This window comes from Caballeronia sp. INDeC2, from assembly GCF_023631325.1.
GTDB lineage: Bacteria > Pseudomonadota > Gammaproteobacteria > Burkholderiales > Burkholderiaceae > Caballeronia.
In genome coordinates, this window is record NZ_JALQDG010000001.1 from 39,412 (window position 1) to 62,240 (window position 22,829).

Annotated in this window: 19 protein-coding genes; 11 read left to right on the top strand and 8 right to left on the bottom strand. The window is 63.5% G+C overall.

Features of this window, described 5'->3' with window-relative positions; all coding sequences use genetic code 11:
• The first annotated feature begins 1 nt into the window (after nucleotide 1).
• From gatB to NCS28_RS00200, 3 genes are all read left to right on the top strand, one after another.
• A complete protein-coding gene (gatB, locus tag NCS28_RS00190; protein ID WP_250511883.1) occupies nucleotides 2-1,471 on the top strand; it encodes an Asp-tRNA(Asn)/Glu-tRNA(Gln) amidotransferase subunit GatB in 1,470 nt (489 codons plus the stop codon).
• 88 nt (nucleotides 1,472-1,559) lie between these two features.
• On the top strand, nucleotides 1,560-2,399 hold the full coding sequence (locus NCS28_RS00195) for a PPK2 family polyphosphate kinase (RefSeq protein WP_250511884.1): 840 nt from the start codon (nucleotides 1,560-1,562) through the stop codon (nucleotides 2,397-2,399).
• A gap of 23 nt (nucleotides 2,400-2,422) precedes the next feature.
• Nucleotides 2,423-3,211 (top strand): exodeoxyribonuclease III, encoded by a 789-nt coding sequence (locus NCS28_RS00200; RefSeq protein ID WP_250511885.1) that lies wholly within the window; start codon nucleotides 2,423-2,425, stop codon nucleotides 3,209-3,211.
• A gap of 95 nt (nucleotides 3,212-3,306) precedes the next feature.
• On the opposite strand, the gene NCS28_RS00205 is transcribed toward NCS28_RS00200, so the two are convergent.
• From NCS28_RS00205 to metX, 4 genes are read right to left on the bottom strand one after another with little or no spacing between them, the layout of a single operon-like run.
• Nucleotides 3,307-4,221 carry a M48 family metallopeptidase gene (locus NCS28_RS00205; RefSeq protein WP_250511886.1) on the bottom strand — a complete coding sequence of 305 codons (915 nt, stop codon included), beginning with the start codon at nucleotides 4,219-4,221 and terminating at the stop codon, nucleotides 3,307-3,309.
• Complete coding sequence (locus tag NCS28_RS00210; protein ID WP_250511887.1) at nucleotides 4,218-5,504, bottom strand: AmpG family muropeptide MFS transporter; 1,287 nt, start codon at nucleotides 5,502-5,504, stop codon at nucleotides 4,218-4,220. The genes NCS28_RS00205 and NCS28_RS00210 overlap by 4 nt, the downstream gene beginning before the upstream one ends.
• Nucleotides 5,505-5,549: 45 nt before the next feature.
• On the bottom strand, nucleotides 5,550-6,158 hold the full coding sequence (metW, locus tag NCS28_RS00215) for a methionine biosynthesis protein MetW (protein ID WP_250511888.1): 609 nt from the start codon (nucleotides 6,156-6,158) through the stop codon (nucleotides 5,550-5,552).
• The gene (gene metX / locus NCS28_RS00220) at nucleotides 6,155-7,300 is read right to left on the bottom strand and encodes a homoserine O-succinyltransferase MetX (protein WP_250511889.1); all 1,146 of its coding nucleotides are present in this window, start codon (nucleotides 7,298-7,300) and stop codon (nucleotides 6,155-6,157) included. Before metX ends, metW begins: the two co-directional genes overlap by 4 nt.
• A 293-nt stretch (nucleotides 7,301-7,593) precedes the next feature.
• On the opposite strand from metX, the gene NCS28_RS00225 reads away from it, so the two are divergent.
• Together NCS28_RS00225 and NCS28_RS00230 are read left to right on the top strand one after the other, a co-directional pair.
• Nucleotides 7,594-7,875 (top strand): type II toxin-antitoxin system Phd/YefM family antitoxin, encoded by a 282-nt coding sequence (locus NCS28_RS00225; protein ID WP_250511890.1) that lies wholly within the window; start codon nucleotides 7,594-7,596, stop codon nucleotides 7,873-7,875.
• Complete coding sequence (locus NCS28_RS00230; RefSeq protein ID WP_250511891.1) at nucleotides 7,872-8,192, top strand: type II toxin-antitoxin system RelE/ParE family toxin; 321 nt, start codon at nucleotides 7,872-7,874, stop codon at nucleotides 8,190-8,192. The genes NCS28_RS00225 and NCS28_RS00230 overlap by 4 nt, the downstream gene beginning before the upstream one ends.
• 20 nt (nucleotides 8,193-8,212) lie before the next feature.
• Here the strand turns inward: NCS28_RS00230 and NCS28_RS00235 are convergent, their stop codons facing one another.
• Both NCS28_RS00235 and argB read right to left on the bottom strand, forming a co-directional pair.
• Entirely contained in the window at nucleotides 8,213-8,959 is a 747-nt protein-coding gene (locus NCS28_RS00235) for a pyrimidine 5'-nucleotidase (protein ID WP_250511892.1), read from the bottom strand.
• Nucleotides 8,960-9,007: 48 nt separating this feature from the next.
• Nucleotides 9,008-9,907 (bottom strand): acetylglutamate kinase, encoded by a 900-nt coding sequence (gene argB / locus NCS28_RS00240; protein ID WP_061132650.1) that lies wholly within the window; start codon nucleotides 9,905-9,907, stop codon nucleotides 9,008-9,010.
• 144 nt (nucleotides 9,908-10,051) lie between these two features.
• Between argB and NCS28_RS00245 the strand changes: the two genes are divergently transcribed.
• The 5 genes from NCS28_RS00245 to NCS28_RS00265 all read left to right on the top strand — a co-directional run bounded on the left by NCS28_RS00245 (nucleotide 10,052) and on the right by NCS28_RS00265 (nucleotide 15,705).
• Complete coding sequence (locus NCS28_RS00245; protein WP_250511893.1) at nucleotides 10,052-10,288, top strand: cysteine-rich CWC family protein; 237 nt, start codon at nucleotides 10,052-10,054, stop codon at nucleotides 10,286-10,288.
• 55 nt (nucleotides 10,289-10,343) lie between these two features.
• Nucleotides 10,344-11,636: an ATP-binding protein gene (locus NCS28_RS00250; protein ID WP_250511894.1), complete on the top strand. Its 1,293-nt coding sequence runs from the start codon at nucleotides 10,344-10,346 to the stop codon at nucleotides 11,634-11,636.
• A 44-nt stretch (nucleotides 11,637-11,680) separates the two neighbouring features.
• Nucleotides 11,681-12,223, top strand: coding sequence for a response regulator transcription factor (locus tag NCS28_RS00255; RefSeq protein ID WP_035497380.1), 543 nt, complete (start codon nucleotides 11,681-11,683; stop codon nucleotides 12,221-12,223).
• Nucleotides 12,224-12,682: 459 nt separating this feature from the next.
• Complete coding sequence (locus tag NCS28_RS00260) at nucleotides 12,683-14,242, top strand: methyl-accepting chemotaxis protein (RefSeq protein ID WP_250511895.1); 1,560 nt, start codon at nucleotides 12,683-12,685, stop codon at nucleotides 14,240-14,242.
• Nucleotides 14,243-14,403: 161 nt separating this feature from the next.
• A complete protein-coding gene (locus NCS28_RS00265; protein WP_250511896.1) occupies nucleotides 14,404-15,705 on the top strand; it encodes a solute carrier family 23 protein in 1,302 nt (433 codons plus the stop codon).
• Nucleotides 15,706-15,866: 161 nt separating this feature from the next.
• On the opposite strand, the gene NCS28_RS00270 is transcribed toward NCS28_RS00265, so the two are convergent.
• Nucleotides 15,867-17,516, bottom strand: a complete 1,650-nt coding sequence (locus NCS28_RS00270) for a Na+/H+ antiporter (protein ID WP_250511897.1) — start codon at nucleotides 17,514-17,516, stop codon at nucleotides 15,867-15,869.
• A 374-nt stretch (nucleotides 17,517-17,890) separates the two neighbouring features.
• Here NCS28_RS00270 and NCS28_RS00275 point away from each other — a divergent pair, with 374 nt between their 5' ends.
• The gene (locus NCS28_RS00275; protein WP_250511898.1) at nucleotides 17,891-19,210 is read left to right on the top strand and encodes an EAL domain-containing protein; all 1,320 of its coding nucleotides are present in this window, start codon (nucleotides 17,891-17,893) and stop codon (nucleotides 19,208-19,210) included.
• On the opposite strand, the gene NCS28_RS00280 is transcribed toward NCS28_RS00275, so the two are convergent.
• On the bottom strand, nucleotides 19,211-22,789 hold the full coding sequence (locus NCS28_RS00280) for an indolepyruvate ferredoxin oxidoreductase family protein (RefSeq protein WP_250511899.1): 3,579 nt from the start codon (nucleotides 22,787-22,789) through the stop codon (nucleotides 19,211-19,213). It lies immediately after the preceding gene.
• Nucleotides 22,790-22,829: the final 40 nt, after the last annotated feature.

The following is a 22,829-nucleotide window of genomic DNA, read 5'->3' on the forward strand; positions in this document are numbered from 1 at the left end:
CATGCAGTGGGAAGTCGTCATCGGTCTGGAAACGCACGCGCAGCTTTCCACCGTCTCCAAGATTTTCTCGGGCGCGCCGACGCAATTCGGCGCGAGCCCGAACTCACAGGCGAGTCCCGTCGATCTCGCGCTGCCCGGCGTGCTGCCGGTTATGAACCGCGGCGCCGTGGAGCGTGCGATCCGCTTCGGCCTGTCGATCGGCGCGCACATCGCGCCGCGCAGTATCTTCGCGCGCAAGAACTACTTCTATCCGGATCTTCCGAAGGGCTATCAGATCAGCCAGTACGAGATTCCGGTCGTGCAGGGCGGTCAGATCACCATCCAGGTTCCGGCCAACGAAAAGGCGGGCAAGGAAGCGTATTCGAAGACCGTCAACCTGACGCGCGCACACCTCGAAGAGGACGCTGGCAAGTCGTTGCACGAAGACTTCGCGGGCATGACGGGCATTGACCTGAATCGCGCCGGCACGCCGCTGCTCGAGATCGTCACGGAGCCGGAAATGCGCAGCGCGGCGGAAGCGGTCGCGTATGCGAAGGCGCTGCATGGTCTCGTCGTGTGGCTCGGCATTTGTGACGGCAACATGCAGGAAGGCTCGTTCCGTTGCGACGCAAACGTGTCGGTGCGGCCGGTCGGCCAGAAGGAATTCGGCACGCGCGCCGAGATCAAGAACCTGAACTCGTTCCGTTTTCTCGAAGAAGCGATTCAGTACGAAGTGCGCCGTCAGATCGAGCTGATCGAAGACGGCGGCACGGTGGTCCAGGAAACGCGTCTCTACGATCCGGACAAACGCGAAACGCGCTCGATGCGCAGCAAGGAAGACGCGCACGATTACCGCTACTTCCCGGATCCGGACTTGATGCCGCTCGTGATCGAATCGTCGTGGATCGAGCGCGTGAAGAGTGAAATGCCCGAGCTTCCGGCGGACATGCAAAAGCGTTTCGTCGATACGTACGGCCTCACGCCGTATGACGCGGGCGTGCTGACGTCGTCGAAGGCGATGGCGTCGTACTTCGAGGCGCTCGTGCAGAAAGCGGGTTCGGCGCAAGCGAAGATCGCCGCGAACTGGATGATGGGCGACGTCTCCGCGCAACTGAACCGCGAATCGCTCGACATCGGCGAGTCGCCTGTTTCGAGCGCGCAACTCGCGCTGATCCTGCAACGTATCGCCGACGGCACTATCTCCAACAAGATCGCGAAGGACATCTTCCAGACGATCTGGGACGAGAAGGCGACGGACGACGCGGCCGCGGATCGCATCATCGACGCGAAGGGCCTGAAGCAGATTTCCGACACCGGCGCCCTCGAAGCGATCATCGACGAAGTACTCGCGGCGAACCAGAAATCGGTCGAGGAATTCCGCGCGGGCAAGGAGAAGGCGTTCAACGCGCTGATCGGTCAGGCGATGAAGGCGACCAAGGGGAAGGCGAATCCGCAGCAGGTCAACGAACTGCTGAAGAAAAAGTTATCCTGATCGCTCGTCCCAATGCGGGATGAATGGGCTGCTGCCGGTTGAGCCCGGCAGCAGCCCGTTTTTCATTGGCGAACCAAGAACAAGAGACATGGCAAAGAAACCCGGACTCGACGACTTTCGCGTGCCGTTCTTCGACGCCGGCAAGAAGCTGAAGCCGTTCGACCTGAGCGCGATCGATCCGTCCGCAAAGCCGTTTTCCAGCGGCGCGAAAGATGACGATCGCGAACGCCTCACGGCGATCGGCGTGCAGCTCGACGACCTTCAGGAGAAGCTCCACGCGCAGCGCCGCGAGCGCGTGCTGCTGGTGCTGCAAGGCATGGACACGAGCGGCAAGGACGGCACCGTGCGCGCGGTGTTTCACGATGTCGATCCGCTCGGGCTGCGCATCGTGCCGTTTCGCGCGCCGTCGGAACGCGAGGCCGCGCACGACTTCCTGTGGCGCGTGCATGCGCAGGCGCCGCAGGCCGGCGAGTTCGCGATCTTCAATCGCAGTCACTACGAAGACGTACTCGTGCCACGCGTGCTGAAGCAGATCGATGCCGACGAATGCGAGCGGCGCTATCGCCATATTCGCGACTTCGAGTCGCTGCTCGCGGATAGCGGCACGACTATCGTCAAATGCTTCCTGCATATTTCGAAGGACGAGCAGCGCGAGCGGCTGCAGGCGCGCATCGACGATCCGACGAAACACTGGAAGTTCGACGTCTCCGATCTCGACGCGCGCAAGGAGTGGGACGACTATCAGGCGGCGTATGCGGACCTGCTCGGCGCGACATCGACCGAATACGCGCCGTGGTACATCATTCCGGGCAATTCGAAGACGCATCGCAACGTGATGGTCGCCGAACTGCTCTTGCGCACGATGCAGGACATGAAGCTCGAATTTCCGCCCGCGAAGGAATCGCTCAAGGGCGTGAAGGTCGAATAAAACGAACTCAAAAAAGGAAGCGTATGTTTCGCGTGATTACCGCCAATCTCAACGGTATTCGTTCGGCCGCCAAGAAAGGATTCTTCGACTGGTTCGGTGAGCAGAAATCCGATGTCGTTTGCGTGCAGGAAATCAAGTGCTCGCAAGACGACCTGACGCCTGAATTTCTCGCGCCGCACGGTTTTCAGGGTTATTTCCAGCATGCGGTGAAGAAAGGCTACAGCGGTGCGGGCCTTTACACGCGTCACGAGCCGGACGACGTGATCATCGGTTTCGGCTCGGCAGAGTTCGATCCGGAAGGGCGCTACGTGGAAGCGCGTTTCGGCAAGCTGTCGGTAGTGTCGGTGTACGTGCCGTCGGGGTCCAGCGGCGAGGAGCGCCAGCAGGCCAAGTATCGCTTCATGGACGAGTTCATGCCGCATCTCGATGCTCTGTCGAACGAGCGCGAAGTGATTCTGTGCGGCGACGTGAACATCGTGCACAAGGAAATCGACATCAAGAACTGGAAGAGCAATCAGAAGAATTCCGGCTGCCTGCCGGAAGAGCGCGCGTGGCTCACGAAGCTCTTCGACGACGTCGGTTATGTCGATGTATTCCGCACGCTGGATCAGCGCCCCGAGCAGTACACGTGGTGGAGCAATCGCGGCCAGGCGTATGCGAAGAACGTGGGGTGGCGTATCGACTATCAGATCGCGACGAAGGAAGTCGCCGCGACCGCGAAGAAGACGTCGATTTTCAGGGACATCAAGTTCAGCGATCATGCGCCGCTGACTATCGATTATGAGTGGAAGATCGCGAAAGCGAAAAAGTAAGGCACTCTGTGTTGCCGAAGCTGGCGAGCCTGCACTTCGTAGTGCGTGACATGTTCAGGCTTTCCTGTTCGCTGGAAGGCAGAGCAAACAAAAAACTAGCGCCCCGTCTTCTTGAACCGCCCCATGCCCGCGTAATTCGGCAACTGATCGATGGTCTTGCCCACCGCCTTCGCATACAGCGGCATCATGTCCGGCATGCGCTTGAGCAAGTCCTGCCTGCGATCCGGCCCGTACGGATGCAGCCAGATGAACCCGACATCCGCGCGCCGCGTTCCCGAGTCGATCTTGTTCCACAGCGTGACCGCCGCGCGCGGATCGTAGCCCGCGCGCGAGGCGATCTCGCTGCCGATCACATCGGCTTCGGTTTCATCGGCGGGGGAGTAGCGCATGCCCAGCAATTCATCGCCGATATCGGGCTGCTGCGACGGATAGTTCGAAAAGCCGAACAACTGCGGCGGCGCGCCGGCCGAGAGTTGCGCCGCCTGCTGCCTTCCCAGCCGCTCGCGCGCATGCTCGCGCAACGCGTGCGCGATCTCGTGGCCGATCATCATGCCGATCTCGTTATCGTTGAGATGCAGCTTCTCGATGAGACCGCTATACACGACGATCTTCCCGCCCGGCAGACACACCATGCGCTCTTCGGGCGACTTGATGACATTGATCTCCCACTTCCAGTTCTTCGCGCGATCGTTCCACTTGAGCGCGAACGGAATCTCGTGATTTGCGATCTCGCGCACGCGCTTCACGAGCGGGTTGTTATCGGGAAGCAAGGTCTTCGCGTGCTCCGCATCGAGGATTACTTGCGCATATTCCTCGGCGGACTGCGCTTCGAGCGTCGCGGGCGGAATCAGGTTGCGAAAGAGCGCCGTGTTGCCGAAGCGGATCTGGTTGTTCGGCGCGGAGTACGGCGGCGGCGTCTTTTGTTCGTCCTGGGCATGCGCGGACAAAGGCGCGAGCGACGCCCATGTCAATGCGCAAACCAAGGCGCGAAGCTTGAAAGAAACCGTCATCGTTGAGTTCTCCAGGGCGCAATCCTGGGCAACAGTAACATGCCCGGAATGGACAGCGCGACGCAGATCATGAAGTACGGAAACCATCCTGTTTCATTCACGATGTAGCCGCTGCCCGCCGCAGCGAACGTGCGCGGCACCGCCGCGAGGCTCGTGAAAAGTGCGAACTGCGTCGCGGTGTAGCGCGGATCCGTCGTGCTCGCGATGTACGCGGTGAAGGTCGCGAGCGTGAGACCCGTCGCGAAGGTTTCGAAGCCGTACAGCACGGCGAGCGCCGCCGGCGACGGCCCGATTTTCGCGAGCCACGCAAAGCCGAGCGTCGCGACGATCTGCAGCACGCCGAATATCCACAGCCCGCGCGCGATGCCGATTTTCACCAGCGCGATCCCGCCGAGCAATCCGCCCGCGATGCTCGCCCAGAACGCGACCGCCTTCGCGATCACACCGATCTGCGCGAGCGAGAAACCGACGTCGATGAAGAACTTAGTGGCGAGCGCGGTCGCCATCGTGTCGCCGAGCTTGTAGAGGAAGATAAAGCTGAGCACGAGCAGCGCCGCGCGCCAGCCATCGCGCGTGACGAACTCGTGAAACGGCTCGACGATCGCCTCGCGCAGATTCTTCGGCGGCGCGCCGTGAATCTCCGGCTCCCTGACGACGAGCGTCAGAATGAGACCCGGCAGCATGAACACGGCGGTGATCAGAAACACGGTCTTCCACGGCAGGACGGTCGCGAGAATCAGCGACAGCGATCCGGGCACGAGCCCCGCCACCTTGTACGCATTGACGTGAACCGCATTGCCGAGCCCTTGCTCGGTATCGGCGAGCAATTCGCGGCGGTAGGCATCGATGACGATATCCTGACTCGCGCTGAAGAACGCGACGAGCGCGGCCACCGCCGCGACGGCCCACAGATTTCGTTCAGGCGAGAAGAAGCCGAACGAGCCGATCGCCACCATCACGAGCACTTGTGTGACGAACATCCAGCCGCGCCGCCGGCCCGGACTCCAGCCAGGGAAGCGCGGAATGTAGCGGTCCATCAGCGGCGACCAGACGAACTTCCACGTGTAAGGCAATCCGATCAGCGCGAAAAGGCCGATCTCCTTCACGTTGATGTGCGCGGTCGACAGCCACGCCTGCAGCAGGCTGTAGAGCGTGAAGAGCGGCAATCCGGACGTGAAGCCGAGAAAGACGCAAATGAGGATGCGCTTGTTGAGAAACGCGCGCCATCCGGGATGATCTTCGTGAGCAGTTAGAGCGGGCGCCTCGTGTGGCGTATCAGGCATGTCGTATAACGGGCAGTTGTCGATGCGCGATGGCGCCGGTCATCGTTACCGGCGCTTCACGCGATAGACCGCAAGACTACCACGCCAGTTCGCGCCCCAACGGACCGTCTGGCCGTCGTGCAGCACCACGCGGTCCAGAATCTCAATGCCCACCTCCGGCGCGAGCGCCTCGAAATCCTTGATCGTGAGCACGCGCACGTTCGGCGTGTTGTGCCATTGATAGGGCAGCGATTTCGACACAGGCATGCGCCCCTGAATCACCGACAGCCGATGTCGCCAGTAGCCGAAATTCGGAAACGACACGATGCATTGCCGCCCGACGCGCACCGTCTCGCGCAGGATCGCGGCGGTTTGATGAATCGTCTGCAGCGTCTGCGACAGGACCGCGAAATCGAAGCTGTCGTCTTCGAACAGACGCAAGCCGTCTTCGAGATTCTGCTGGATCACGTTCACGCCTTTTTGCGCGCACGCAAGCACGCCGGCATCGTTGATCTCGATGCCGTAGCCCTTCACTTCGAGCTCTTCGCCGAGCAGCGAAAGCAGCGACCCGTCGCCGCAGCCGAGATCGAGGACTGTCGCGCGCGGTTCGACCCAGCGGGCGATCGCCCGAAAATCCGAGCGCAGCGCGAGCGAATCGAGAGTGTGCTGGTTCATGCGCCGATCTCCGTGGCAATGCGTTCGTAATAGGCGCGCATCAGGTTGTGATAGCGCGCGTCGTCGAGCAGGAAGGCGTCGTGGCCGTGCGGTGCATCGATCTCCGCGTAGCTCACCGTGCGCTTGTTGTCGAGCAGCGCCTTCACGATCTCGCGCGAGCGCGCGGGCGCGAAACGCCAGTCCGTCGTGAAGCTGGTGATGAGATATTTCGCTTGGGTGTTGGCGAGCGCTTTCGTGAGATCGCCGTCGAAGGCTTTGGCGGGATCGAAATAATCGAGCGCGCGCGTGATGAGCAGATACGTGTTCGCGTCGAAGTATTCGGCGAACTTGTCGGCCTGATAGCGCAGATACGACTCCACTTCGAACTCGACATCGAAGTTGAAGTTGTACGCGTCGAGCGCGCCCTCGGCACGGCGCAGCGCGCGGCCGAATTTCACGGCCATGTCGTCGTCCGACAGATACGTGATGTGGCCGATCATGCGCGCCACGCGCAAGCCGCGACGCGGCTTCACGCCGTGCGCGTAGTAATCGCCGCCGTGGAAATCGGGATCGGAGAGAATCGCGGAGCGCGCGGTTTCATTGAACGCGATGTTCTGCGCGGAAAGCTTCGGCGTCGACGCCACGACGATGCAGTGCGCGAGCCGTTCCGGATACATCATGCTCCACGCGAGCGCCTGCATGCCGCCGAGACTGCCGCCCATCACGGCCGCGAAGCGCTCGATGCCGAAGCGGTCCGCGAGACGCGCCTGCGCGTTCACCCAGTCCTCGACCGTGACGACGGGAAAGCTCGCGCCATACGGTCTCGACATAGCGCGGTCGATGCTCATCGGTCCGGTCGAGCCGAAACACGAGCCGAGATTGTTCACGCCGATCACGAAGAAGCGGTTCGTGTCGAGCGGCTTGCCGGGACCGACCATGTTGTCCCACCAGCCGACATCCTTCGGGTTATCCGCGTAAATGCCCGCGACATGATGCGACGCGTTCAGCGCGTGACATACGAGCACGGCATTCGAGCGCGCGGCGTTGAGCTCGCCATAGGTTTCGACGACGAGTTCGTAGTCGCCGAGCAGCGAGCCGTTCTGCATCTTGAGCGGCTCGGTGAAGCGCAGTGTTTGGGGAGTGACGATGCCGATCGATTCCATTCATTCCGCCTTTGACCAAGCGGCTAAACGGTGTCGGCGATGCGCGGAGAAACAGCGATGGCGCGGCTGACGACCTCTTTAGCCGCATTTATAGTGAACGCCCGTGAATGATCACTGAGGTTCGCGCGCCCGCAATCGAGTCAGCAAATCGGCGCGTCGTTGATGTTCGAGAAAATCCCGTTAGCGCTGAAGTATAGCGGAAAACGCAATTAAGCCGCCAATTGCACAGCCTTGGATACGGCTCGCTTTTGCGTCTATATTGTCTAATCGTCTCGTCTTGCCAGGGAACGGAAATGAAACCGAGCCGGGTCAGACCGCTCAGTCACCTGAAGAGCCGCGCGGCCGAGATGATCCGCAACATCGTCGAGAGCCGCGAGCCGATGCTCATCACGCAGAACGGCGAGGGCAGAGTGGTCGTGCAGGACGTGCAGTCGTACGAAGATCTGCATCAGACGCTCGCTTTGCTCAAGATTCTGGCGATGGGACAGAAGACCATCGAGGCCGGCCAGTGCATGGACGCGGGCGACGTGTTCACTGAGATGGACCGCCTCGATCGTCAGGAAGGCGTCGAGTGAAGACCGTCTTTCTCGATCCGGTGCGTCAGGAATTGCAGGACTTCCGGCGCTACGTCATCAACAAGTTCGGCGGCACTGCATGGGCGGCAACGCGCAACAAGATCGCCGATACCATCGCCGAAATCGAGGCCGCGCCGCGCAACGGCTCGACGCCGCCGGAGCTCATCGACTTCCGCATGTCGGGCTACTACGAAGTCGCGAGCGGCACGAACCGCATCATCTACAAGGTCGATGGCGACACGATCTACGTGCATCTCGTCATCGATGCGCGCTCGGACCTCCAAGACATTCTCGCGCGGCGTCTGTTTAGGATGTAGCGGCAACCGGCGCGATCGTGTCAAAACGCGCCGCCGCGCATGCCGAGCGTAAGCGCCCGCAACGACCGCACCGTGCGATCGACATAATGCGGCCTGCCCGCGCCCGGCATGCGCACCGACATTCCGCCGCTCGATGTCTTCGCAACCGGCAGATGCCCGACGATCCAGACCGTGCGAATCCCCAACCGCCGATAACGCTTCAGATGCCCGCGCGTATCCTCGACGAGAATCGCGTCTTCGAGACGCACGTGCGCGCGGCGCATCGCACGGCGCAGCATCGGCGCGTCGGGCTTCGCACGCCAGTGCGGACCCTCGCGCATGTCCTCGATCGCGATCACGCGCTCGAACAGCTTCGCGATGCCGAGTTCCGCGAGCACGGTGCGCGCGTAGAGCGTCGGCGCGTTGGTGAGCACGATCTTGCGTCCGGGCAGCGCGCGCAGGATTCGCGTGAGGCCGCGTTCGGCGCGCAGCATCGACGGTAGATCGGCGAAAGTGTGAACCTCGCGCAGGAAGTCGGCCGGATCGACGCCGTGATGCCGGACGAGCCCGAGCAGCGTCGCGCCGTAACGCACCGTGTAGCCGACGCGCAGGCGGTTCGCCTCGTCGATGTCGACGTTCAGGCGATCCATGATGTATTGCGTCATCCCGCGATTGATCGCCGGGAAAATGGCATGCGACGCGTGATGCAACGTGTTGTCGAGATCAAAGAGCCAGACGGGGCCGCGCGTTTTAACGCGGCGTCGGCGGGACGGGCGATGCACGGTCATGTGAGAAAACGCCCGCGTATTGGCGGGCGTTGAAGAACGGGAAAAAGCTCAATGTGAGCGGATCATCGTGCCGAATGGCTGCTCGGTCAGAATTTCGAGCAGCACCGAATGCTCGATGCGGCCGTCGATGATGTGCACCGAGCGCACGCCGCTCTTCGCCGCATCCAGCGCGGAGGAAATCTTCGGCAACATGCCGCCGGAGATGGTGCCATCCGCGAAGAGGGCGTCGATCTCGCGCGCGGAAAGGTCGGTCAGCAAGTTGCCTTCCTTATCCATCACGCCGGGTATGTTCGTCATCATGACGAGCTTTTCCGCGTTCAGCACGACGGCGAGCTTGCCCGCGACGAGATCCGCGTTGATGTTGTACGAGAGGCCGTCCTCGCCGAAGCCGATGGGCGAAATGACCGGAATGAACGCGTCGTCCTGCAGCGCCTTCACGACCGCCGGGTTGATCGCCTCGACTTCGCCGACCTGGCCGATGTCGATGAACTGGCCCGGATTATCGCGGTCCGGCATCAGCAGCTTGCGCGCATGAATCAGGCCGCCGTCCTTGCCTGTCAGACCGACCGCGTGACCGCCGAAGTGATTGATCAGCGTGACGATGTCCTGCTGCACTTCGCCGCCGAGCACCCATTCGACGACTTCCATGGTTTCTTCGTCGGTGACGCGCATGCCCTGGATGAACGTGCCTTGCTTGCCGATCTTCTTCAGCGCCTGATCGATTTGCGGGCCGCCGCCGTGCACGATCACCGGATTGATGCCGACGAGCTTCAGCAAGATCACGTCGCGCGCGAAGCCTTGCTTCAGGCGCTCCTCGGTCATGGCATTGCCGCCGTATTTGATCACGACCGTCTTGCCGTGATATTGACGGATATAAGGCAGCGCCTCGGCCAGGATTTCAGCCTTCAGGGTCGGCGCGATTTGCGTGAGGTCGGGTTGCTCGGACATGGCGGCAAATGAGGCGAGGAGCGTTTAAACACGCCGAATTGTACAGGACCGACGCATTGCGGCAGGACGAATTGCCGCGCCCGCGCCACCTTTTCCGGCGGCCGGGCCGGCATGCGATCATCGTTCGGACAGGTTGATGACAAGATGATGAACGAATCCCCTGAAACGAACGGGCGGCAAGCGCCGGGCTCGCTGGTTTGCGCACGTTGCGGCGCGCCGTTTCGCTGCGGCATGCTCGCGGGCGATGCCGCCTGCTGGTGCGCGGCGCTCCCCGTATTGCCGCTCGACCGTCTGCGGCCGGGCATGAGCTGCCTTTGTCCGGCGTGTCTCGCGGCGGAAACCGGGTGCGACAAATCGCGCCAGATGCGGCGCGAGGCATGACGCAAGCGGGATAATGTCGCGGGAAGCGTAACCACGCCGTCAAGCATTCAACCAGATGCATCGCATAACCAACACCGGTCGGGTCAACCTCGGACACCTCTTCTGGCTTCGCTCGCTCGCGATAATCGGCCAACTGACGACTATCGCCGTCGTGCAGATCTTCTTCGGCGCGAAACTCCCGCTGCCCGCGATGCTGCTCGTCATCGCCCTGGAAATGGTGTTCAACGGCCTCACGTGGCTGCGCGTCGCACGGGCGCGGCCGGAGACGAATCTCGAACTGTTCGGTCAGATGTTGGTGGATCTCGGCGCGCTCTCGGCGCTGCTGTTCCTCTCCGGTGGCGCGACTAATCCGTTCGTCACGCTTTATCTGCCGTCGCTCGCAATCGCCGCCGCCGTGCTGCCGTGGACGATGATGGCCTGCCTCGCGCTCTTCGCGGTCGCCTGTTACGCGCTGCTCAGCTACAACTACGTGCCGCTCAACATCGAGAATCCGGCCAATCTCTTCGATTATTTCCGTACCGGGCTGTGGGTCAACTTCATGGTGAGCGTCGGGCTGATCGGCTGGTTCGTCGCGCGCATGTCGCGGGCGCTGCGCGTGCGCGACGCCGCGCTTGCCGAAGCCCAGCAGCGTCATCTTCGCGATGAACGCGCGGTCGCGCTCGGCGTGCAGGCGGCGACCGTCGCGCACGAAATGGGCACGCCGCTTTCGACCATCGCGATGCTTTCCGAGGAACTGCGCGATTCCGCCGCGCACGACAAGAACCTTGCGCCCTATGCGGCGGATTTCGAGCTGCTCGAGCAGCAGATGGCGCTCTGCACGTCCGCGCTCGCGCGTCTGCGCAGCCGCGCGACGGGGCCGTCGAGCCGTCAGGCGCTGAACGAATGGCTAGCGAGCTTCATCGAGCAATGGCGTTTGCGGCATCCGCAGGTGAAATTTGCGCAAATCGACGGCACGCCCGCGGATGCGTCGATCGACGACGCGGTGGCCGTCGGCCAGATCCTCACGATTCTGCTCGATAACGCCGCGCGCGCGAGCAGCGAATCGGTGTCGCTGCAGGCGTCGGTCGAAACCATCGACGAAACGGACTACGTGCGCTTCGACGTGTGCGATCGCGGCCCGGGCATTCCGACCGCGCTGCGCGCCTCGTTGGGCGCGGGCCCGGTCGACAGCACGCAGGGCGGGCACGGCGTCGGGCTGTATCTGGCGTTCGCGGCGGCGGCGCGGCTGTCTGGATCCATCGAACTGATCGACGGCAAGCCGCGCGGCACGTGTGCGGTGTTGCGCCTGCCGAACCGCGGCGCGGTCGCGGCGCCGGCGGCAAGAACTGAACGAAGCGGCGCGACCTGAACTCGAACCCAGGCGCGCTTGTTCGGCATTACGGAGAAAAATACATGAGCGATACCAACTTTCTGATCATCGACGACGACGAAGTCTTTTCCGGCATTCTCGCCCGCGGCCTCACGCGGCGCGGTTTCACGCCCCATCAGGCGCACGACGCCGACGAAGCGCTGAAGCTCGCCAACCAGCACAAGTTCGGGCAGATCACGGTGGATCTCCACCTGGGCAACGATTCCGGGCTGCGGCTCGTCGCGCCGCTGCGCGATCTGCAACCGGATGCGCGCATTCTGGTGCTGACCGGTTACGCGAGCATCGCGACGGCCGTGCAGGCGGTGAAGGACGGCGCGGACAACTATCTCGCGAAGCCGGCGAACGTCGAGTCGATTCTCTCCGCGCTCCACGAGCAGGCGAGCGAGCAGACGGCCGAAGAAGCGATCGAGAACCCGACGCTGCTTTCCGTCGCGCGGCTCGAATGGGAGCACATCCAGCGTGCGCTCGCCGAGAACAACGGCAATATCTCCGCGACGGCGCGCGCGCTCAACATGCATCGGCGCACGCTGCAACGCAAGCTGGCGAAGAAGCCGGTGCGGCAATAAGCAAGACGACGCCCGGGCGATGCTCGGGCGTCAACACAATACGTGCGGGAAATGGCGATGCGTTCAGCTTTGCATCGGCGATAAAAGCGAGCGCGCAAAAAAAACCGCCCAAGCCGGGTGCCAAGGGCGGTAATCGGAGAGTTGCAACGACATGCGCGTACATGGAACACGCATGAAGGAAGCATACGTTGCAGAGTTGTGCGCTTGAATAAGAAAACTCCCAATTAAGAATCCGCTTAGTTTGTCTGCTAAAAGGCAGCAATCGGCGGATTTTTGCTTTCGGCCACCCTTTCGCGGGTCTTTCGCCGATATTTCGACGCTCATCTTCGAGCCGTTATCCCCTTCATGCGCGCTCAAGAAAATCGAAACGAGCGCCGTAAAGCCACTCTGTGCGCGAACCGGAGTTTGCGCCGCGCCGTCCGCGGGCGTCGTCTGCGGGGCGCGACAGAGGAGACATCGATGAAATGGTTTGACCGCCTGTCCGTGCTCAGCAAGCTGTTGCTGTCTTTCGCGGTCGTGATCCTGTTTTGCGCGTGCGTGGGCGCCACCGGCGTGGTTTCGCTCGCGAAGATGAACGGCCTGATCGAGGAAATCGGCGAACGTCACATGGACGGCCTCTATTGGGTCGAGGAAGTCAACAAGCACAAGCTCAACACGGATCTCGCCGCCGCCAACCTCACCTTCGCCGACGATACCGGCAAGCAGAAGCTGAAGGACGGCATGTCGGCTTCGCTCGACAGCATGCATCGCGCGTTCGAGTTGATGCGCCCAGCGCTGCGCTCCGCCGACGGCATCGCGCTCTACGACGCGGCGAGCAAGTCCGTCGCCGCGTGGGAAGACATCGTGCTGATGCAGATGGGCAAAAAGCCGATGCCGATCGACGTCGATCAGATGGGCCTCATCGCGCGTGCGATCGCGGCGAGCGAAAAGGCGCGCGATTCGCTGGAGCGTCTCGCCGACTTCCAGCGCAAGAGCGCGACGGACGCGCGGCGCGACGCGGCATCGGAATACGAAACGATGCGCGTCGTCATGCTCGCGCTCGTGTTCGGCGCGATGGTCGCGGGCGCGCTGCTCGCGACTCTGATCGGACGGCGACTTTCCGCGCAGCTCGGCGGCGAGCCGGCGTACGCGGCGGATATCGCCGACCGCATCGCGCGCGGCGACCTGTCGACGCGTGTCGCCACCCGTCCCGGCGACGGCAGCAGCATGCTCGCGAGCCTCGGCAACATGAGCACGAAGCTCGCGGACATCGTCGGCGGGATTCGCCATTCGAGCGATTCGATCCTGTACGCGTCGCGCGAAATCGCGCAGGGCAACACCGATCTGTCGCAGCGCACCGAAGAACAGGCGGCGTCGCTGGAAGAAACCGCGTCGAGCATGGAGCAGCTCACGCAGACCGTGCGGCAGAACGCGAGCAATGCGGACGAAGCGAGCGGCATCGCGCGCGGCGCGTCGGACGTGTCGGCGCGGGGCAGCGAACTCGTCGGCGAAGTCGTGGACAACATGCGCGAACTGGCGTCGGGCTCCAAGCGCATGACGGACATCATCGCCGTGATCGAGGGCATCGCCTTCCAGACCAATATCCTCGCGCTGAACGCCGCCGTGGAAGCGGCGCGGGCCGGCGAGGAAGGGCGCGGCTTCGCGGTGGTGGCGGGCGAAGTGCGCTCGCTCGCGCAGCGCAGCGCGATGTCGGCGAAAGAAATCAAGGAGCTGATCGAGGCGTCGACGGCGCGTGTGGACAGCGGCGCGGCGCTCGCCGAGCGCGCGGGCGCGACGATGGCCGAAGTCACGCAGGCCGTGCAGCGCGTGACGGACATCATGACGCAGATTTCGTCGGCGTCGCACGAGCAGAGCGCGGGCATTGAGCAGGTAAATCGCGCCGTCGCGCAGATGGACGAGGTGACGCAGCAGAACGCGGCGCTCGTCGAGCAGGCGGCCGCCGCCGCGGGCGCGATGGCCGATCAGGCGGAGCAACTGAAGAGCGCGGTCGCGGTGTTCGAACTGGAGCGCGGCGTCTGACGCGACGAGCCAAGCGTGACACGTCGCGGGCATGCGACGGCCAAACGGTCGTAATATCGGCTCGCTTGCCACCCGAGAGCCCGCTCCGTACACTCGCGCCTGTTTTTCAGATCAAGCGCGCCGCACGGACGGCGCCTCACCGCCGACAAGGAGCCCCGCCGATGTCCGATTCCTATTTCCCGCGCTGGCCGGTCCAGCCGGATGCTCAGGAGGGGCGCATCGTCGCGCCCGACGAGCGCCTGGCCTGGCCGCAGATGATCGCGATGGGCATTCAGCACGTCGTCGCGATGTTCGGCTCGACCGTGCTCGCCCCGCTTTTGATGGGCTTCGATCCCAATCTGTGCATCTTCATGTCGGGCATCGGCACGCTGCTGTTCTTCGTGCTGGTCGGCGGGCGCGTGCCGAGTTACCTCGGTTCGAGCTTCGCGTTCATCGGCCTCGTGATCGCGGTGACGGGCTACGGCGGACATGGCCCGAACATGAATATTCCCGTCGCGCTCGGCGGGATCATCGCGTGCGGCGTGGCTTACACGGTCATCGGACTGATCGTCGCGGCGGTCGGCACGAAGTGGATCGAAACGTTGATGCCGCCGGTCGTCACGGGCGCGATCGTCTGCGTGATCGGGCTGAATCTCGCGCCGATCGCCGTGAAAGCCGTGATGGGCAGCAACTTCGAATCGTGGATGGCGCTCGTCACGGTGCTGTGCGTCGGCGGCGTCGCGGTGTTTGCGCGCGGCATGGCGCAGCGCCTTCTGATCCTGATCGGCCTTGCGATTGCGTACCTCATCTATGCCGTGCTGACCAACGGCATGGGCATGGGCAAGCCGATAGATTTTTCGATCGTCGCGAATGCCGCGTGGTTCGGCATGCCGCACTTCACCGCGCCCGTGTTCGAAGCCCCGGCGATGACGCTGATCGCGCCGGTCGCGATCATCCTCGTCGCGGAGAATCTCGGGCACATCAAGGCCGTCGGCGCGATGACGGGCAAGAGCCTCGACAAGTACATCGGCCGCGCGTTCATCGGCGATGGGCTCGCGACGATCGCCTCGGGTTTCGCCGGTGGCACCGGCGTGACGACGTACGCGGAGAATATCGGCGTGATGGCCGTCACGAAGATTTATTCGACGCTCGTGTTCGTGATTGCTGCGTTGTTCGCTATCGTGCTTGGCTTTTCGCCGAAGTTCGGCGCGCTGATTGCGACGATTCCGGGGCCGGTCTTGGGCGGCGTTTCCATCGTCGTGTTCGGGTTGATCGCGGTGACCGGCGCGCGTATCTGGGTCGTCAACAAGGTGAATTTCTCGGATAACCGCAATTTGATCGTCGCGGCTGTCACGCTCGTGCTCGGCACCGGCGACTTCACGCTGAAGCTCGGTGGGTTCGCGCTTGGCGGCATCGGTACGGCTACCTTCGGGGCAATTATTTTTTATGCGCTGTTGCGGAGGAGGGGGGCGGGGGTAGTTTGAGGTTTGTTTTTGGGTTGGGGCTGTGCTCTTCTTTGTTGTAGCCGGGCCCCATTTGGTGTTGGTTTATTAGCTTCACCCCGCACAGGGGCAGTGCTGATAAACCAACATGAAAACCGGGTCCCGCGAGACCACAAGCAAACCGCCATCCACCCAAACTCACCTCACCCTCCCGTCCCCCGCTTGCGATTAACGATCGCCGTCTCCGACAAATCAATCTCCCGCATCAGCTTGTTGAGCGTCTCATCGTTGATATGCTGCAACGACCGCAGTCGCAGTAACTCCGCCCGCTCGGCCCTCAGCGCCGCCATCTTCAGCCGCGTTTCCACCAGTTCGCTCTTCTTCGCCGCCACGCGCGGCGCCTCCTCGTCGCCGAGCGATTCCAGCCGCCGGCGATACATGCCCATCACACGAGCGGTCGAATCGGCGCAGCGCGCGGACCCGGCTTCATCCATCTGCTCGATGAGCTCGTCGTGCGTATCGTCGATCGCACGAATCGCCGCCTGCGCCGCGCGGCGACGCGCCATGCGTTCCTCCGCCGCGTGCGGATTCTTCTCGCGCTCGATGCCGCGCAGCATGAGCGGCAAGCCCACGACCGCGATCAGCAGCGACACGAGAATTACCGCCGACGCAATGAATATCGCCAGATCGCGCCCCGCGAGCGTCACAGGCAGCGACAGCACGCCCGCGAGCGTCACGGCGCCGCGCACGCCGCCGATCGTCGTCAGCGCGAGAGTGCGAAAACCAGGCGCGGCGCTGTCGATGCCCCGCTTCGCCGTCCTGCGCGCCGCAACCCAGCGCAGCGAATACACCCACACGAAGCGCAGCGAATAAAGCGCGACCAGCGTCGCGAGCACATAACCGATCAGCAGTCCCACTTGCGCGGTGCTGTCGTGATGCGCCTCGATCAGCGCCTGTCCGAGGATGTGCGGAAACTGCAGCCCGAGCAGGATGAACACCATGCCGTTGAAGACGAATTCGATCATCGTCCACGTGCTCGTCATACGCACGCGCACCGCGCTCGGAATGCTGTCGCGCAGGCTCTGAATGTTCATCATCATGCCCGCCGACACCGCCGCCAGAATGCCCGAGCAGCCCAGATGCTCGGCCATCACGTAGGCGGCGAACGGAATCAGGACCGTGAGGATCACGCCCGCGGCAGGGTCATCGTCTTCGGAAAATTTCAGCAAACGCTGCGGAATCTCGGTGAGCGCCCAACTGATCGCCGCGCCGATCGCGATGCCGCCCGCCGCGATGATGAAGAAGCTGATCGTCGCGTCACGCAGCGAGAACACGCCCGTCAGCGCGGCCGCGATCGCGAACTTCAGCGCGACGAGGCCCGACGCGTCGTTCATCAGCGCCTCGCCTTCGAGGATATGCATGAGGTTCGCCGGAATCCGGTTGCGTCCGGCGATGCCCGTCAGCGCGACGGCGTCGGTCGGCGAGAGCACGGCGGCGAGCGCGAACGCGACGGGCAGCGGCATCGTCGGAATCATCGCGTGCAGGAAGTAGCCGAGCGCGGCGACGGTAATGAACACGAGCCCCAGCGCGAGCATCAGGATAGCGCGCCGCTGCATGTAGAGCTCGCGCTTCGGAATGCGCCAGCCGTCGGCGAACAGGAGCGGCGGAATGAAGAGCAGCATGAAGAGATCGGGATCGAACGTGACATGCAGCCCGAAGCCCGGCCACGCGAGGCACGCGCCGATCGCGATCTGGATGAGCGGCAGCGGCAGCTTGATCGGGAGCAGGCTCAGGCCGAATCCCGACAGCGCCACGACCATCAGAAGGATGAGGACGGTAAAAACGATTTCCATGTGTGCGCTACTGCACGACGCAGGCGGGCGGCTGGCGCGCGCGGCGTCTAGCATTGATTCGATGAGCCGAAAGTTTAGCCTCTGCTCGCGATGTGGGCGGAGATCGCGGCTTTTTGGTTTTCGCACCGCGACGGTGCGCGTGCACGTCGAATCGCATGGTGGCGGTGCACGAAGCAGGCAAACGGCCGACGAATCGCGTCGCGCCGTGCGCATGGAGCTTGCTTTAACGAAGGCCACGGGACACTGAGACTCCCGACGAGATCATCGAGGGCTGTTCTTATGAAAACGGTATGGGACGGGTCCCGCGCGGGTCCGGTGGCAGGAATGAAGCAAGGTATGAGGCAAGGCAGGCGCAGGTCGGCGAGGGTATCGGCATGGTGATCGCAAACCCCGAGAAGGTGACGGTCTCCGCGCGCAGCTTCGAGCTCGGCGTGACATCCGGCTTCGACCGCTATTCGGTCGAGCATGGCGAATTGACGCTATCGAGCGTCTTTCAGCCGGTGTTCAGCCTGTCGCACATGCGCGCGGTCGGGTACGAAGGCTTGTTGCGCGCGCACGATGCGCTCGACCGGCCGGTGTCGCCGCTCGACGTGTTCGGGCAGGCGTCGCGCGTCGGCGAAGCATTGCTGATCGACCGGCTCGCGCAGGCGCTGCATCTCGAGAACTTCAAGATGCTCGGCGCGCAGACCGAATGGCTATTTCTCAACGTGCATCCCGGCGCGCTGACCGAGCCGTATCACGCGGCGGCGCTGCTCGCGAATCTCAAGCGACTGAATATCGAGCCGCGCCGCGTCGTGCTCGAAGTGCTCGAACAAAGCGCGGAAGATATCGAGCGGCTCGCGCTCGCGGTGCAGCAGTTCCGCGATCACGGCTTTCTCATCGCGCTCGACGATTTCGGCGCGGGGCACACGAACATCGAGCGAATCTGGCAGCTCGATCCGGACATCGTCAAACTCGATCGCGTGATGCTCTCGCACGCCGGCCACAACGTGCATGCGCCGCTATCGGCGCGCTCGCTCAAGCAGCGGCGCAACATGGAGGCGGTGTTGTCGGGCATCGTGTCGCTGCTGCATGAAGCGGGCAAGCTCGTGTTGATCGAAGGCGTCGAGACGGAGCACGAAGCGCAACTCGCGCTCGCGAGCGGCGCGGACTTCGTGCAGGGATTTTTCTTCGCGCGGCCGCATCCGGGGCTCGCGGACGGCGCGCACGCGCAGACGGTGATCGGCGAGCTGACCGAGCGTTACCGCTTGCAGACCGAAGCGCGCGAGCGGCGTATCGCGACGCGGCTTCAGCCGTATATCCGCGCCTTCGAGCGCGCCGCCGAACGCCTTGCGGCGGGCGAGCCGCTCGAAGAAGTGTGCTGGAACTTTCTCGCGCTCGACAACGCCGCGCGCTGCTTCCTGCTCGACCAGAACGGCAGGCAGGCGGGCCGCAACGTCGTGCTGCGCGCAGACCGCGCCGCGCACGAAGCGCGCTTTCTGCCGCTCATCGACGCCCAGGGCGCGAACTGGCTGCGTCGCCCGTACTTTCGCGCGGCGCTCGGCGATCCCGAGCGCGTGCACGTGACGAAGCCGTATCTCTCGATCAACGAGGCGATGCCGTGCGTCACGCTGTCGGTGGAGACGCGCTCGCAAGGCAAGCGCTGCGTGTTGTGCGGCGATGTCGACTGGTTGCCCGACGACGACATCGAATAACTATTTCGCCACGACGACCGGAATGCCCTTGAGCGATGCCGCGCCCTTCATCGTGTCGATGGCGGCGCGCACGGCATCGCCCGTCTCCGCTTCGATGCCGATGCGCGCCGCAATGCCGCGTTCGCTGCGCTTGACCATCGCGACGTTCGCGAGCTTCACGTGACCGTAGCCGCGCACGCGCTCGAAAAGAGCGGCGAGCGCTTCGATATCGGTCGCGCTGGCGGCGTCGAGCCTGGCGAGGGCGCGCGTCATCGTGATCTCGAAGTCGTCGGCGAGTTGGCGTTCCATGCGTCGTTCGAGCGTCTTGCCGAAGACATCGAACGCCGTGCCGCGCAGCGCGCGCATTTTCGCGAGTCCGCCGAACACGGGCCACATCCACTGGCCGAAGACCTTCTTCTTCGGCGCGCCGCCGTTGATCGAATGCGATAACGCCGGCGGCGCGAGATTGAATTTAACGCGATAGCTCTCGCCCGCCGTGCCTTCGAATTGCGCGCCGAGCGCCGCGCGGAACGCCGGGTCCGCATGCAGGCGCGCGACCTCGTATTCGTCCTTCACCGCGAGCAGCTTGTAGAACGAGATCGCGATGGCGCGCGCGATGGCTTCGTGGGCCGCCGCCTTCTTCACCAGCTTGCGATAACGCTCGACATACTTTGAACCGCCATAAGCCAGCAGACGTTCCTCGCGATCGCGGATCAGATCCGGCAACGACATCTGGTCCATCACGACGCGCTTCGCCAGCACTTGCGCGCTCAGCGCTTCGAGCGCGGCCATGTCCGCCGCCGCGAGACGGCCGATCGAGAACGCCAGCTTGTTCGCCGCGACCGCGACATTGTTCAGCTCGATCGCGCGCATCAGCGCCGCGAGCGACAGCGGCACGAGTCCGAGCTGCCACGCGAAGCCGAGCATCAGAATGTTCGCGCCGATGGTATCGCCGAGAAAACGCTGCGCGAGCGCCTGCGCGTCGCAACTGCGCATCGCGTCGTGCGCGCTGGGGCCGGCGGCGTGACGCATCTTGTCGAGGAGCGCGTCCGCGTGAAGATTCGCTTCCGGGTTCTGCACGAAGCTCGCGTTCGGGATCGCGTGCGTGTTCACGACGATCTTCGTGCGATCGTGCCGCACCGTCTGCAAGGCTTCCGGGCTCGCGCCGACGACCATGTCGCACGCGAGCAGCAAGTCCGCCTGTTGCGTGTCGATGCGCACTTGGTTGAGCAGCGCGTCCGTCGCGGCGAAGCGCACGAACGACAGCACCGAGCCGCCTTTCTGCGCGAAGCCCATGAAATCGAGCACCGACGCGCTCTTGCCTTCCAGATGCGCCGCCATGCTGATGAGCGCGCCGACCGTCACGACGCCCGTGCCGCCGACGCCCGTCACGAGGATGTCGTACGGCGCTTGGTCGAGTTGACCTTGCGGCAGCGGCAGCGCATCGACGCGGCGCGCGAGTTCGGCGGAATCGAACGCGTGGCCTTCGGCCTTCTTCAGCTTTGCGCCAACGACTGTGACGAAGCTCGGGCAAAAGCCGTTCACGCACGAGTAGTCCTTGTTGCACGACGACTGATCGATGCGGCGCTTGCGGCCCAGCTCCGTTTCGACCGGCTCGACGGAAAGACAATTCGACTGCACGCCGCAATCGCCGCAGCCTTCGCACACCGCTTCGTTGATGAAGAGGCGCTTGTCCGGATCGGGAAACTCTCCTTTTTTGCGGCGGCGGCGCTTTTCGGCGGCGCAGGTCTGATCGTAGATGAGCACGGTAACGCCGGGCGTGTCGCGCAGGCGGCGCTGCACGTCGTCCAGTTCGCCACGATGATGAAACGTCGTGCCGCGCGGAAACTGGTCTTCGTGGCCGATGTATTTCTCAGGCTCGTCGCTCACGACGACCAGCAGCGCGATGCCTTCCGCTTCCACTTGCCGCGCGATCTGCGGCACCGAAATGCTGCCGTCGACCGGCTGGCCGCCGGTCATCGCGACGGCGTCGTTATAGAGAATCTTGTACGTGATGTTCGCTTTCGCGGCCACGGCCTGACGAATGGCGAGAATGCCCGAATGGAAATACGTGCCGTCGCCGAGATTCTGGAAGACGTGCGGCGTTTTCGTGAACATCGAATGCGACGCCCAATCGACGCCTTCGCCGCCCATCTGGATCAGACCGGTCGTGTCGCGCTCCATCCACGAGGCCATGAAGTGGCAGCCGATGCCCGCCTGCGCGACCGATCCTTCCGGCACTTTCGTCGACGTATTGTGCGGGCAGCCCGAGCAGAAGTAAGGCGTGCGCTTAACAGAATCGGCGACATTCGAGAGAATCTGCGGCGCGACAAGATCGACCACTTTATCGCGGCGATCGAGCGCGGGCTTGTGACGCGCGAGCCATTCGGCGAAAACCGGCAGCACGCGCGACGGACGCAATTCGCCGAGCGCCGAAAGAAGCTGGGCGCCGTCGCGCGCGTTCTTGCCGATCACGACCGGCCGCGCGCCGTCGACACGGTTGTACAGATGATCCTTGATCTGCTGCTCGATGACCGGTCCTTTCTCCTCGATCACGAGCACTTCGCTCAGACCTTCGACGAAGGTTTCCAGCCGCGTCGTTTCGAGCGGATACGACAGCCCGACCTTGTAGATGCGCACGCCGGCGGCGTCGAGATCGCCGATGGTGAGTTCGAGGCGGCGCAGCGCTTCCATCAGATCGAGATGCGCCTTGCCGCACGTCACGATGCCGACGTTGGCCCGCGGGCTCGGCGCGATCCACTTGTCGATGCTGTTCGCGCGCGCGAAGTGGCGCACGGCGTCGATCTTCTCGGCGAGACGCGCTTCGATCGTCAGGCTCGGGAGATCAGGCCAGCGGTTGTGCAGGCCGCCAGGCGGCAGCGTGAAATCGGCGGGCGCTTGCCAGTCGGTGCGGATCGCGTCGAGATCGACGGTCGAGCCGGATTCGACCGTCTCCGAAATCGCCTTGAAGCCGATCCACGCGCCCGAAAAACGGGACAGCGCCCAGCCGTAGAGGCCGAACTCGAGCATGTCCGCGATGTTCGACGGATTCACCACCGGCATGTGCCACGAAATCATCGTCTGGTCGCTCTGATGCGGCATCGACGACGACACGCAGCCGTGATCGTCGCCCGCGACGACCAGCACGCCACCGTGCGGCGACGAGCCGTACGCGTTGCCGTGCTTGAGCGCATCGCCCGCGCGATCGACGCCCGGGCCCTTGCCGTACCACATCGCGAACACGCCATCGACCGTGCGTTGCTCATCCGATTCGACGCGCTGCGTGCCGAGCACGGCGGTGCCGCCGAGTTCCTCGTTGATCGCGGGCAGAAAACGCACATCGTGCGACGCGAGCAGTTTCTTCGCCTTCCACAATTGCTGATCGACCATGCCGAGCGGCGATCCGCGATAGCCGCTGATGAAACCGGCGGTATTCAGATTCGCGGCGCGGTCGAGTTCACGCTGCATCAACACGAGGCGCACGAGCGCCTGCGTGCCGGTGAGGAAGATTCGGCCCTTGGTGGCGCTCAGGTTGTCGCCGAGTTGATAGTCCGAGAGCATGGGAGGAAAAAATGCATCGGCGGGGACGCGCGCGTTCATGGAAATCTCCAGGGTCTTTTTTTGAGATGCGGGCAATGCG

Excerpts from the sequence above, each read along its gene's own strand:
- gatB (WP_250511883.1), top strand. The coding sequence starts at position 2 with ATGCAGTGGGAAGTCGTCATCGGTCTGGAAACGCACGCGCAGCTTTCC.
- NCS28_RS00195 (WP_250511884.1), top strand. The coding sequence starts at position 1,560 with ATGGCAAAGAAACCCGGACTCGACGACTTTCGCGTGCCGTTCTTCGAC.
- NCS28_RS00200 (WP_250511885.1), top strand. The coding sequence starts at position 2,423 with ATGTTTCGCGTGATTACCGCCAATCTCAACGGTATTCGTTCGGCCGCC.
- NCS28_RS00205 (WP_250511886.1), bottom strand. The coding sequence starts at position 4,221 with ATGACGGTTTCTTTCAAGCTTCGCGCCTTGGTTTGCGCATTGACATGG.
- NCS28_RS00210 (WP_250511887.1), bottom strand. The coding sequence starts at position 5,504 with ATGCCTGATACGCCACACGAGGCGCCCGCTCTAACTGCTCACGAAGAT.
- metW (WP_250511888.1), bottom strand. The coding sequence starts at position 6,158 with ATGAACCAGCACACTCTCGATTCGCTCGCGCTGCGCTCGGATTTTCGG.
- metX (WP_250511889.1), bottom strand. The coding sequence starts at position 7,300 with ATGGAATCGATCGGCATCGTCACTCCCCAAACACTGCGCTTCACCGAG.
- NCS28_RS00225 (WP_250511890.1), top strand. The coding sequence starts at position 7,594 with ATGAAACCGAGCCGGGTCAGACCGCTCAGTCACCTGAAGAGCCGCGCG.
- NCS28_RS00235 (WP_250511892.1), bottom strand. The coding sequence starts at position 8,959 with ATGACCGTGCATCGCCCGTCCCGCCGACGCCGCGTTAAAACGCGCGGC.
- argB (WP_061132650.1), bottom strand. The coding sequence starts at position 9,907 with ATGTCCGAGCAACCCGACCTCACGCAAATCGCGCCGACCCTGAAGGCT.
- NCS28_RS00245 (WP_250511893.1), top strand. The coding sequence starts at position 10,052 with ATGATGAACGAATCCCCTGAAACGAACGGGCGGCAAGCGCCGGGCTCG.
- NCS28_RS00250 (WP_250511894.1), top strand. The coding sequence starts at position 10,344 with ATGCATCGCATAACCAACACCGGTCGGGTCAACCTCGGACACCTCTTC.
- NCS28_RS00255 (WP_035497380.1), top strand. The coding sequence starts at position 11,681 with ATGAGCGATACCAACTTTCTGATCATCGACGACGACGAAGTCTTTTCC.
- NCS28_RS00260 (WP_250511895.1), top strand. The coding sequence starts at position 12,683 with ATGAAATGGTTTGACCGCCTGTCCGTGCTCAGCAAGCTGTTGCTGTCT.
- NCS28_RS00265 (WP_250511896.1), top strand. The coding sequence starts at position 14,404 with ATGTCCGATTCCTATTTCCCGCGCTGGCCGGTCCAGCCGGATGCTCAG.
- NCS28_RS00270 (WP_250511897.1), bottom strand. The coding sequence starts at position 17,516 with ATGGAAATCGTTTTTACCGTCCTCATCCTTCTGATGGTCGTGGCGCTG.
- NCS28_RS00275 (WP_250511898.1), top strand. The coding sequence starts at position 17,891 with ATGGTGATCGCAAACCCCGAGAAGGTGACGGTCTCCGCGCGCAGCTTC.
- NCS28_RS00280 (WP_250511899.1), bottom strand. The coding sequence starts at position 22,789 with ATGAACGCGCGCGTCCCCGCCGATGCATTTTTTCCTCCCATGCTCTCG.